This is a genomic window from Clostridium peptidivorans (genome assembly GCF_900205925.1).
GTDB lineage: Bacteria > Bacillota > Clostridia > Clostridiales > Clostridiaceae > Clostridium_AK > Clostridium_AK peptidivorans.
In genome coordinates this window covers 128,907-140,457 of the sequence record NZ_OAOD01000002.1, presented here as the reverse complement: position 1 = coordinate 140,457, position 11,551 = coordinate 128,907, and the positions used below count along the sequence as shown (strand labels likewise).

The window sequence follows — 11,551 nt, the reverse complement described above, 5'->3', positions numbered from 1 at the left end:
TAGGGTAGGAGTGTTAGCGGCATGAGTGATAGGATAAACTTCAAAATAAATGAAAAAATGGAAATTTTGATGGAAGACGGAATTTATAAAAGCAATATACAAGATATAACCGAGGAATATATAGCAATAAGCGTTCCTGTCAAAGACGGAAGTTATTTACCCTTGAGAAAAGGTGAAACCATAGAGGGAGTATATTACCAAGGTAAAGCTGTATATAAGTTTTTTACTCCTGTTTTAGGAAGAAAGATAGACAGAATAATGATGATAACTTTAAAGAAACCTGAAAAGTTTATTAAGATACAAAGAAGAAATTTTGTAAGAGTATATTTTTTAAGCAATATATCTTTTGCAGTCATAGGTAATAAAAACGAAATGATAAATATAAATGATGATGAAATCACATTTTATAGTGGATACTCATTAGATTTAAGTGCAAGCGGAATAAGACTTAGCACCGCAAAGGAGTTATATCTAGGGGATATAATAATAATGCATATTTCTATTAAAGAAGAAACTTTAAATTTAAAAGGAAAAGTTGTACGAATAGAAAAGGATGAAAATAATAAAGGTATATATGGGATATGCTTTTTAGACATAGACAATAAAACTGTAGATAAAATAATGAGAATATTATTTCAAATAATGAGGGAACAGAGAAAACTTGGAGTAGAAGGGGATTAAAATTATGGCTATAGCAATAGAAGGAAATTTTAAAGAACAAATAATACAAAAATATATTCCGTTAGTAAAATATATAGCATCAAGAGTTATTATAGGGAAAACAAAATATATTGAGTATGAAGATTTGGTAAGCTATGGATTGCTTGGGCTTATGGATGCAATAAATAAATTTGACGCCTCTAAAGGTATGAAATTTTCAACCTATGCTTCTATAAGAATTAAGGGTTCAATGATAGATGAGCTACGTAAAATAAGCCCTATATCTAAAGGAGCAATGGACAAGCTTAACAGATATAATGCTGCGGTAGAAAATTTACAAAAGAAAGAGGGAAGAGAACCAAAGATTTTTGAAATAGCAGCTGAACTTGGGGTCTCAATACAAGATGTTTCTGAAGTAGAAAATTATATAAATTATATATCAGTGGTCTCCTTAGAAAATTTAATATTTTCAGAAGATGATGATATGCCGTTAATAGGCACAATAGAAGATGAAAAAAGTCCAAGCCCTGAAAAAACGCTAGAAGAAAAAGAGCTTTTAGAATATTTGGCAAAAGCTTTAGATAATTTAAAAGAAAAGGACAAAACAGTTCTTTCATTATATTATTATGAGAAATTTACATTAAAGGAAATAGGCAGTGTACTTGGAGTATCTGAGTCAAGAGTATGTCAGCTTCATAGTAGAGCAATATTACATTTAAGGGATGAGCTTAAAAGATTAAAATATAATGTAGAAAATTAATAAATTAAATACAAAAAGGAGTATTATTAATGCCATATTTTTTAATAATAATTTCTTTAACACTGATATTTTTAAATATTTTATCTTTTAAAAAAGATAAAAATTCATTTAAAGATATTTTAATAAATAAAGAAGAAAGTCTACAAAACTACGAAGTAGAAATAGGAAAGCTTAGACGAGAAATGGGAGAAACCATATTAGATATACAAACTGAAATGGAAGAACTAAAGGAAAAATTAAATAAATTAGAATATGCTATAAAAAAAGAAGATGCTGTAAAGAATCAATATAATATAATTCAGGAAGAAAGCATTATAAATATTGAAGAACAAAAAATAAATAAAAATCAAGAAATACATAGTGATAGAATTAAAGCTAAAAATTATGAAATATTGGCCGATAATAAAGATGATGATAAAAATAGCGTTAAGATAAAAGAAATAAAGAAGCTTATTGATAAAGGCATGAATGAAGAAGAAATTGCAGAAGCACTACATATAGGCAGGGGTGAAATGCTATTAATAAAAGAACTATATTTAAAATAAAAGAACTTATACTATTTTTAAGCGATAAAAAAATATTATTAGGAATAGGAATAGGAATATTTATAGGGACTATAGCAATGCTTGGCGCTAAGATTAATTATCAAATGAGTGATTATCAAGTAGAAAAACGAGCAAGGAATATGGGTATGGAATATCCAGAGGAAGCAAAAGTTATATTGGATAAGGAAGTGAAAAAATGATAAGGGGATTATATACGGCAGTATCTGGAATGATAACACAGGAAGCAAAGCAAGATGTTATAACAAATAATCTTGCAAATGTAAATACTGCAGGTTTTAAAGTAGACAACTTAGCAACTAAATCCTTTAATGAAGTACTTTTAAGCAATAGGGACAAAATAGTAAATGGTAAAAATGTAAAAGTAAATCTTGGGACTATAAATCTTGGAAGTAAAATTGATGAAGTAGCTACAAGTTTTACTCAAGGAATTTTGCAAAATACGGATAAAGAAACTGATTTCGGCATAGAAGGAAGAGGATTTTTTGTAATAGAAAGAAATAATGGAATAAATAAAGAGAGATATTATACAAGAGATGGACATTTTCATGTAAATTCTCAAGGGTTTTTAGTAAATGATAGTGGAGATAATGTAATTGGAATAAATGCTCAGACAAGGGCAGAGGAGCCCATAAATGTAAATGTTAATAGTTTAAATCAGTCTAATATGATGCTTGTAGATTTTCAGGACTATAATTCTTTGACTAAAATTGGAGATAATATTTACAGTGGAGAAGGACAACAAATAGCAGCAAATGGAAATATAAAGCAATATTCTCTAGAAAAATCTAATGTGAATGTAACTCGTGAAATGATTGAAATGATGACTGTTATGAGGACTTTTGAAACAAATCAAAAGATGATTCAATCATTAGATGAAACTTTAGGAAAAGCAGCAAATGAAATAGGAAGGATTTAGGAGGTAAGATATGCTTAGAGTTTTGTGGAATGGTAGAAGTTCTATGATAGCACAGCAAGAAAAGTTAGATGCTATATCAAATAATATAGCTAATTCTAATACTACGGGATATAAAAGAGAAGAGGTTTCATTTCAAGATTTGATGTATGAAACATTGGATAGAAGAGGATATCCTGTAAATAAAGGAGAAAATAAAAATCTCATAACTGGAACTGGTGTTAAAACAGGGCAATGGATAAGAGATAATTCCCAAGGAAGTGTTGTAGATACAGGAGCTAAAACAGATTTAGCAATAGATGGGCCAGGCTATTTTAGAGTTCGAGGACCTGAAGGGGATATGCTTACACGAGGTGGAAGTTTTAATATAGATGCTAATGGAAATTTAGTAGATAAAAATGGGAACTTATTGGTTATAAGACCTTATGGAAATAATGGTAATGTACCTTTAACCAAAGATAACTTTTCCATAAAAGAAGATGGAGTAATAACCGTTAAACAAGGAAATGATTACATTGAAATAGGGAAAATTGATATTTACAATACCACAGGAGATAATGATCTTTTATCTGTAGGTGAAAACTTATACATCCCTAAGGAAGGGGTTCAGCCTAAGCTTATTAATTCAAACATAATGCAGGGATTTTTAGAAAATTCTAATGTGGACATGGCAAAAGAAATGTCTGATATGATAATTACGCAAAGAGCCTTTAGTTTTGGTTCCCGTGCAGTAACAACTGCAGATGAAATGTGGGGAATGGTCAATAACATGAGAGGAAAGTAAAGTACAATCAAAAGATAGTCGCTAGTCTCAAGTATACAGAGATTAGCGACTGTTTCTTTTGAAAATTAGCGCTTGAGGATAGTGATTAGAAAAAATATAACAAACCAAATCATACAAATGCCATAAGAAATACCTATATAATCTTTTATACATATTTGATCAATTTTGTTTTTATATTCACCATAACTTTTAAGATATGATGTATTTTTTTTAGAAAAATAATGATAAAAATTAACTGATTCTACATAAGCCGCTAGGATGTCTACATTTAACATAGGGTTCATATAGGAATTTATAAAATAATCTCCTTTAAAATCTAAGGAGAACTTTTTATTTCGAGTAATATAAATAATGTATAAAAATCCTTGAGCTATAAATGCAGGAATAAAAGTAAGTATATTAAAGCATATAAGTATAAAATTTAAGTTGCTTATAATACGAAGATTATATGTTAATGTATAAATAATTGCAAAGCTATTTCCAAATAATATGATATAAAGGAAGGGAGCTATAAATCCACAAACTGTAGAACGTGAAATGATTGATATAGAATCATAAAAATGAACCTTGTCGCTTCTTTTTAAATTTTTTCGTTCACTACTGCTTATATCTGTAATTAAAAATGCAGTTATGCCGTTAAATATCTCTTTGTTTTTTATATCAGATAACAAAATACATAATAATGCAGTACATAAATAATAAAAAAATACAGGTATTATTGGATTTTTTACAATTTTTTTAAATACATTATTTATTCTACGATATATTATTTGCCTATCTATTTTCCATAATAAAATGCTGAAAAAGCATCCTAGTACATAGCCCACTCCCATATATAAGCCCCCTTTGCTAGTTAATGGTGAATAGTTTTTATTATATTGAAATTTCGAAGGAATATCCTTCGAAATTTCTTAAACAACAAATCACTATTAAACATTAATTCCTAACTGTTCTTTAGTCTATTAAATCATGAAGTTTTACGGTTTTCATCTTAATTTTAGGAATTTCATCATCTTGTTCTTTTATGTTCATACTTTCACGCATTCTAAATTGCTCACAAGGCATTGAGTGTTGATTCATATAGCACCTATTCATCATAGGACACGTAAATATGCCTTTAACTTTACGATTATGCATGTTTTCGTAAGGATTCATATGCATATAATTACACATGCATTTATTCATTTTATACATATAGATTCCCCCTAAAAGATTATCACTACTATTATATGAAAGAGGTTAGAAAAACTTTCCATAAAATACATAATAAATTATAAATAATAATTAACAAATAAAGAAAAAAGTCACCCGAAGGTGACTTTTTTCATAAATTAGTATCTATTATTTATTAATTATTGTTTGAATTGTTATTCAGTTGCTGCAGCAGTTAGTGGTGGAATAACTTGTTTTTTTCTAGACATTATTCCAGGAACATACACACTATTGCCTTCAAGATGAACGTTAAATGCCTTATTTATAAGATATTTTTCATTACCAACCACAAGGAAGTCAGAACCTTCTTTTAAAAGGTCAGTTACTAAAAGAACTAAAAGATTAAAGTTTTCTTCTTGTTCCTTCTTTTCCATGTAATTTATCATATCATCTTTCATCTTAGCAAAGCCTTCAGTATCCATAGTGTTTACCTGGCCAACACCTACTTTTAATGAACCTATTTTAAATACTTTAAAGTCTTGATTGAAAATTTCTTCAATAGTTTTTCCTTGAAGTGAAGTACCAGCTTTAAACATTTCTTGCGCAAATTTTTCAGCATCTATATTAGCAATTTCTGATAATCTTTTAAGCATTATTTTATCCATACTAGTAGAAGTAGGAGATTTAAATAATAAAGTATCGGATATTATAGCTGCACATAAAATACCTGCTATTTTCTTTGAAGGTCTTATTCCGTTTTCAAAGAATATTGAAGCTACAATGGTTGCAGTACATCCTACAGGTTCATTTCTAAAGTATATTGGATTACCTGTTTGAATATCTCCTATTCTATGGTGATCAATAACCTCTAACAATTCAGCATCTTCAAGACCAGGTATGGATTGACTTCTCTCATTGTGGTCAACTAATATAACCTTTTTCTTATTTTTAGAAATTAAGTGATATCTTGAAATGCTTCCTATTACTTTATTGTCATCATTGACTACAGGATAACTTCTATATCTTGTTTGAAGCATTGTTTCTTTCACATCATCTACTAAATCCATTGGGTTAAATACTAATAAATTATCTTTAGTCATAACATAACTTACAGGAACACTTTGAGGTATAAGTCTTGCTGCGGTAAATGTATCGTAAGGAGTCATTATAATAGAACACCCAACTTCTTTTGCGTTTTCTAATATTTCTTCACGTACAACATGTTTACCTGTAATTATCATAAGAGAAGCTTTTTTATCAAGTATTATTTTTTGAGCATCTTCTCTATCTCCACAAATAACTACGTCGCCTTCTTCTACAAGTTCACAGGCACTATCAGGTTTCATAGCAGTAACTACTATCTTTCCACTAAATTTTTGGGCATTTTGAGCTACATATATACATTCAGCAGAAAGAGTTTCTATTATATGTTCAAGCTTAACTCCACTTCTTGAAAGTAAATTATTATCCCATATATCCATATAATTAGAAGTTATATTAGATACAGAAGCAAGACCTACAAGTCTTTCAGAATTATCCACTACAGGAAGGGTCTTTATATTATTTTTTGACATTATAGACCAAGCCATCTTTAAAGTTATATCAGGGTTTATTGGTGGAACCGTATCTATGTCTAGATCTTGAATTTGAGTTCTCACAGTTTCAATAAACTCTGGAGTTTTTATTCCAAAATAGTCAAGTGCAAATTGAGTTTCACGACTTAACTCTCCAAGTCTTACTGGGATGGCTGGTATGTTTCCAATTTTATTTTTAAAATCCGCATAAGCTATAGCAGAACATATAGAATCCGTATCGGGATTTTTATGTCCACTTATGTATATTAAATCCTTCATAAAAAAACCTCCTTTTATTTACCTTATTAATAATATCAAAAAAATCAGCAAATTTAAAGTAACTTTAAGAAGAACCAAGAAAAATGTATAATTAAGCATATTTTTAAAATTTAAAATATTTATAGCATTTAGCACATATATTTAATTAGTGAGAAAAATTAAATACATATTTATGTTATACATAAGGGGGGATTAGCATGGTAAATGAAAAAGAATTAATCCAGGGATTAGATTCCTTAGAGGTGCAAAGGAGACTTGCAAGGTACGGCCCTAATAAGCTTGAAAGTAAAGAAAAGATTTCTCCTATAAAAATATTTTTGCAGCAGTTTAATGATTTTATAGTGTGGATATTAATTGCTGCAACTATAATATCTGGCATTATGGGAGAAAAGGCAGATGCCATAACAATACTTATAATTGTAATAATGAATGGTGTATTAGGGTTTATTCAAGAATTTAAAACAGAAAAATCCTTAGAAGCTTTAAATGAGCTGGCATCACCTACTGCAAAGGTCATGAGAGATGGAGTTTTAAAAGTAGTAAATGCAGAACTTTTAGTAATTGGAGATGTAATTTTAGTAGAAAGTGGAGATAGAGTACCCGCAGATTCAATAATCTTTGAGGACTCAAATTTAATGGTAGATGAATCTCTTTTAACAGGAGAATCTGTAGGAGTTAATAAATCTTCTACTAATAAATCTAGCTCCAATTTATATATGGGCACAATAGTCTTAAAGGGCAAAGCCAAGGCAAAGATAATAAGTACGGGCATGCAAACTGAAATGGGAAAAATTGCAGGTATGCTTCAAAGTATAGAAAAGGAAAAATCACCTTTAAAAGAAAAGTTAAACTCATTAGGTAAAGTTATGGTTTATATGTGCCTGATAATATGTGCTATAGTTACTGCAACAGGTATATTTAGGGGACAAGATGTTACTGAAATGTTTCTTTTAGGTGTAAGTCTTGCAGTTGCTGCTATTCCTGAAGGACTTGCAGCAATAGTAACAGTAGCTTTAGCTTTAGGAGTTTCTAGAATGCTTAAGAAAAATGCATTAGTAAGAAAACTCCCAGCAGTAGAAACCTTAGGATGTACATCCGTAATATGTAGTGACAAAACAGGTACCTTGACAGAAAATAAGATGACAGTAAAAGCAATGTATTTTAACAATAGTATGTATAATTTAGATAAGGAAAATGTACCCAGTAATGTGCTTTTTAAAAAGACTGTAGCTTATTGTAATGATTGTAATATAGATCCTAATAAAAAGGAATTAGATAAATCACTTTTAGGTGATCCAACAGAAACTGCTCTTATTAAAGCATTTTTTAAGGAGACAGGAGAAGTAAAAAACTTTTTAAGTAAAGCATATAGAGCAAAGGATAACCCATTTACATCCGAAAGAAAAATGATGTCTGTAGTTATGAAGGAAAACTCTAAGTATACAGTGTATTTAAAGGGAGCTCCAGAAAGAGTAGTTGAAAACTGTAAGTACATTTTAATAAATGGAGAAGTAGTACCTTTTACATCCGGTTATAAAGAAAAAATTTTAAAGGCAGTAGAAACTATGTCTTTTAAAGCATTAAGATGTATAGGAGCCGCTTATAAGGACATTTCAAATCTTCATGAGAGTAATCTAGAAAAAGACCTAATATTTGTAGGAGTTGCAGGAATTATAGATCCTCCAAGGCGTGAGGTGAAAGATGCAGTATTTAAATGTAAGCTTGCAGGAATAAGACCTGTAATGATAACTGGAGATCATAAAAATACAGCTTATGCTATAGCAAAAGAGCTTGATATAGTAAAGGATGAAAGTGAAGTGATAACTGGGGAAGAATTAGATAAGTTAAGTGATAAGGCACTGGAAAAGAAAGTAGAAAATATAAGAGTGTTTGCAAGAGTGAGTCCAAATCATAAGTTAAAAATAGTTAAAGCTTTTAAAAATAATGGAAATATAGTAGCAATGACAGGGGATGGAGTAAATGATGCACCAGCAGTTAAGGAAGCAGATATAGGAATCTCTATGGGTATCTCAGGAACAGATGTAACAAAGGAAGCATCTTCTATGATACTTTTAGATGATAATTTTAAAACAATTGTATCAGCTGTAGAAGAGGGTAGAGTTATTTATGATAATATAAGAAAGTTTATTAGATATCTTTTGTCCTGCAATTTAGGAGAAGTTCTAACTATGTTTTTAGCTTCAATTTTAGCACTGCCTACACCATTACTTCCAATACAAATATTATTTGTAAATTTAGCTACAGATGGACTCCCAGCTATGGCACTTGGAGTAGATCCGGCAGATCCCGATATAATGGAACAAAGACCTCGCCCTAAGAGAGAAAGTATATTTGCAAGGGGACTTAAAGAAAAGATAATAATTAGAGGAACTTTAATTGGAATATGTACTTTAATGGCATTTATGGCAGGTAAAATATATAATATGGATCTTGAAACTTCTAGAACTTTAGCACTTTGTACTTTAGTACTATCGCAGCTTATACATGTTTTTGAATGTAGATCAGAAAGACATTCTATATTTGAAATAAAATTTTATACTAATATGTACCTTGTTGCAGCGGTTTTAATATCAATAATAATGCTAAATTTAGTATTATATGTGCCATTTTTAAGTAACGTATTTCATACAGTACCTCTAGACATTGGTAAATGGTGTATAGTTATATTTTTCTCGGGAGTAATTGCATTTATAAATAGCACTTACTTATATTTAACTACAAAAAGAAGGTAAATAAAAAAAATCTATGCGCAGCATAGATTTTTTTATTTAGGACTTCCTTGTGTTGAATTTAACTATAAATAAAATCACAAGGATTTAATAAAAATTTTAATAGAATATATATGCAATGAAATAAATAAGAAGGACTTTAGAGAAAAATATTGAATATTATGATTATTCATAAAAGAAAAAGTATAGGGGGAGCAAAATGAATTTAAGTATGTTGGGGAAGTTATTAACAGATTGCTTTTCAGGTATTATTATTCTTGATGAGGGGGAAAAGGTTATATGGAGCAATGATTTAATGGAAAAAATTTGTAATGATAAAAATCATTTAAATAAGAAGTTTTCAGAGATATTTTCTATTAAATTAGATGAAATCACTAAAGAATTCAAAATTATAAAAACATTACCTGGTAATATATATAATCTAAAGGCACGGTATATTGAAGAAGAAAGAATATATATAGTATATATACAAGAGATAACAGATATTTATAATAAAGATATAAAACTTTATTGTTTGGAAAAAATAATAGAATCTATAAATGATGGGATTATAATTAGCAACCATGAAGGACGTGTTGTATTATACAATAAAGCACAGGAAAATTTAGAAGAGCTCACCGCAAAAGAAGTGGTTGGAAAACATCTTTGGGAAGTTTACGAGTATAATCCGGAGTGTAATCCGGAAATGGCAGAACACAGGAGAGTTTATAAAACTAGAGAACCTATAATAGAAAAATATAGAGCACATACCTTTAAAAATGGTATACCTAAATACTTGTCTTATAGCACATATCCTATAATAAAGGATGAAGAAGTAATTGGTGTTTATTCTATAAGTAAAAATGAAACAAGCCTTCAAGCCTTACTCTCAGAAACTATAGAGCTAAAAAGAAAATTATTTAGCAAAGGGGAAGAAAAAGAAGAAAAGTATAAAAACAATGGAACTAAATATACATTTTCAAGTATTGTAGGAAATAGTAATGTTACTAAAAGCATAATAAAAGAGGCTGAAACTGTATCCTTATTGAATAATACAGTACTTATCGTTGGAGAAACAGGTACTGGAAAGGAAGTTTTTGCACAAAGCATACATAACTTTGGCAAGAATAAAAATGAGCCCTTTGTGGCTATAAACTGTGCTGCAATTCCTGAGAACTTATTAGAAAGTACATTGTTTGGAACAATAAAAGGAGCTTATACAGGAGCAGTTACTCAAAGTGGACTTTTTGAAGAAGCTAGAAATGGAACACTTTTCTTAGATGAGCTTAATTCTATGCCCATATCAATGCAATCTAAACTCTTAAGAGTATTACAGGAAAAAGTTGTACGAAGGGTTGGAGGATCTACGGTAACTCCAATACAATGTCGTGTAATAACTGCTATTAATGAGGAGCCTTCAAAGCTTATTGATGAGGGAAGATTACGACAGGATCTTTTTTATAGAATATCAGGATTTTGTCTTTATATACCTCCATTAAGAGAAAGAAAGGAAGACGTAATATGTATTGGTGAATTTTTTATAAAAAAATATAATAAGTTATTAAATAGAAATATAGAAACTTTTTCAAAGCAGCTAAGAGAAATAATGTTAAGTTATAAGTGGCCTGGTAATATTAGAGAAATAGAACACTTTGTAGAAAATATGATGATTAAGGCTACAGAGAATCAAAGGGAACTTAATTATGAAGACATTCCTAGATATATAAAAAATAAAATGTTAAATAATGTAGCTGTGAACATAATAGAAGATAATGAAAAAACTTTACCTGAATTTCTACGCTGTGAAGAAAAGAAAATGATTTTAGATAGTTTAAATAAAAATTTATGGAACTTAACTAGAACTGCTAAGGACTTAGGTATTATTCGTCAAAGTTTAGAGTATAGAATAAAGAAATTAAATATAAAAAGAGATATAAAATAGATAGTATAATAATAAATTTGCCTAGTGCATAACTTTTATGCAATAGTTTTACAAGTATTCCAATGATAACTGCATAAAAATTATGCAACGGATATATAGGAATAATAATATTTAAACTGGTAAAATACTGATAAACATATTTTTTATGTAATATATTTGAAAAATACTATTGGCATGACATTTGCTATATAT

The 11,551-nt window shown here is 29.2% G+C and carries 10 protein-coding genes; 7 read left to right on the top strand and 3 right to left on the bottom strand.

Going from position 1 to position 11,551, the window contains the following annotated elements:
- The first annotated feature begins 21 nt into the window (after nucleotides 1-21).
- The 5 genes from CRN98_RS02430 (at nucleotide 22) to CRN98_RS02405 (ending at nucleotide 3,683) form a co-directional block, all read left to right on the top strand.
- Nucleotides 22-681, top strand: a complete 660-nt coding sequence (locus CRN98_RS02430; RefSeq protein ID WP_097025833.1) for a flagellar brake protein — start codon at nucleotides 22-24, stop codon at nucleotides 679-681.
- Nucleotides 682-685: 4 nt separating this feature from the next.
- Nucleotides 686-1,420, top strand: coding sequence for a FliA/WhiG family RNA polymerase sigma factor (locus tag CRN98_RS02425; protein WP_097025832.1), 735 nt, complete (start codon nucleotides 686-688; stop codon nucleotides 1,418-1,420).
- A 29-nt stretch (nucleotides 1,421-1,449) separates the two neighbouring features.
- Nucleotides 1,450-1,965 carry a coiled-coil domain-containing protein gene (locus CRN98_RS02420; protein ID WP_097025831.1) on the top strand — a complete coding sequence of 172 codons (516 nt, stop codon included), beginning with the start codon at nucleotides 1,450-1,452 and terminating at the stop codon, nucleotides 1,963-1,965.
- Between the two features lie 196 nt (nucleotides 1,966-2,161).
- Entirely contained in the window at nucleotides 2,162-2,902 is a 741-nt protein-coding gene (locus CRN98_RS02410; RefSeq protein ID WP_097025829.1) for a flagellar hook-basal body complex protein, read from the top strand.
- 10 nt (nucleotides 2,903-2,912) lie between these two features.
- Nucleotides 2,913-3,683 (top strand): flagellar hook-basal body complex protein, encoded by a 771-nt coding sequence (locus tag CRN98_RS02405; RefSeq protein WP_097025828.1) that lies wholly within the window; start codon nucleotides 2,913-2,915, stop codon nucleotides 3,681-3,683.
- Between the two features lie 65 nt (nucleotides 3,684-3,748).
- Here CRN98_RS02405 and CRN98_RS02400 read toward each other — a convergent pair whose 3' ends face one another.
- The 3 genes from CRN98_RS02400 to CRN98_RS02390 all read right to left on the bottom strand — a co-directional run bounded on the left by CRN98_RS02400 (nucleotide 3,749) and on the right by CRN98_RS02390 (nucleotide 6,688).
- The gene (locus CRN98_RS02400; protein ID WP_097025827.1) at nucleotides 3,749-4,516 is read right to left on the bottom strand and encodes a hypothetical protein; all 768 of its coding nucleotides are present in this window, start codon (nucleotides 4,514-4,516) and stop codon (nucleotides 3,749-3,751) included.
- Nucleotides 4,517-4,637: 121 nt separating this feature from the next.
- Nucleotides 4,638-4,877: a hypothetical protein gene (locus CRN98_RS02395; RefSeq protein WP_097025826.1), complete on the bottom strand. Its 240-nt coding sequence runs from the start codon at nucleotides 4,875-4,877 to the stop codon at nucleotides 4,638-4,640.
- 173 nt (nucleotides 4,878-5,050) lie between these two features.
- Complete coding sequence (locus CRN98_RS02390; RefSeq protein ID WP_097025825.1) at nucleotides 5,051-6,688, bottom strand: putative manganese-dependent inorganic diphosphatase; 1,638 nt, start codon at nucleotides 6,686-6,688, stop codon at nucleotides 5,051-5,053.
- A gap of 197 nt (nucleotides 6,689-6,885) precedes the next feature.
- Here CRN98_RS02390 and CRN98_RS02385 point away from each other — a divergent pair, with 197 nt between their 5' ends.
- On the top strand, nucleotides 6,886-9,441 hold the full coding sequence (locus CRN98_RS02385; protein ID WP_097025824.1) for a calcium-translocating P-type ATPase, PMCA-type: 2,556 nt from the start codon (nucleotides 6,886-6,888) through the stop codon (nucleotides 9,439-9,441).
- Nucleotides 9,442-9,637: 196 nt separating this feature from the next.
- A complete protein-coding gene (locus CRN98_RS02380) occupies nucleotides 9,638-11,359 on the top strand; it encodes a sigma-54 interaction domain-containing protein (protein ID WP_097025823.1) in 1,722 nt (573 codons plus the stop codon).
- The last annotated feature ends 192 nt before the right edge of the window (nucleotides 11,360-11,551 follow it).

What these genes read in the sequence shown, in the direction of transcription:
- CRN98_RS02425 (WP_097025832.1), top strand. Translation starts at nt 686, where the DNA reads ATGGCTATAGCAATAGAAGGAAATTTTAAAGAACAAATAATACAAAAA.
- CRN98_RS02430 (WP_097025833.1), top strand. Translation starts at nt 22, where the DNA reads ATGAGTGATAGGATAAACTTCAAAATAAATGAAAAAATGGAAATTTTG.
- CRN98_RS02390 (WP_097025825.1), bottom strand. Translation starts at nt 6,688, where the DNA reads ATGAAGGATTTAATATACATAAGTGGACATAAAAATCCCGATACGGAT.
- CRN98_RS02420 (WP_097025831.1), top strand. Translation starts at nt 1,450, where the DNA reads ATGCCATATTTTTTAATAATAATTTCTTTAACACTGATATTTTTAAAT.
- CRN98_RS02405 (WP_097025828.1), top strand. Translation starts at nt 2,913, where the DNA reads ATGCTTAGAGTTTTGTGGAATGGTAGAAGTTCTATGATAGCACAGCAA.
- CRN98_RS02410 (WP_097025829.1), top strand. Translation starts at nt 2,162, where the DNA reads ATGATAAGGGGATTATATACGGCAGTATCTGGAATGATAACACAGGAA.
- CRN98_RS02400 (WP_097025827.1), bottom strand. Translation starts at nt 4,516, where the DNA reads ATGGGAGTGGGCTATGTACTAGGATGCTTTTTCAGCATTTTATTATGG.
- CRN98_RS02385 (WP_097025824.1), top strand. Translation starts at nt 6,886, where the DNA reads ATGGTAAATGAAAAAGAATTAATCCAGGGATTAGATTCCTTAGAGGTG.
- CRN98_RS02395 (WP_097025826.1), bottom strand. Translation starts at nt 4,877, where the DNA reads ATGTATAAAATGAATAAATGCATGTGTAATTATATGCATATGAATCCT.
- CRN98_RS02380 (WP_097025823.1), top strand. Translation starts at nt 9,638, where the DNA reads ATGAATTTAAGTATGTTGGGGAAGTTATTAACAGATTGCTTTTCAGGT.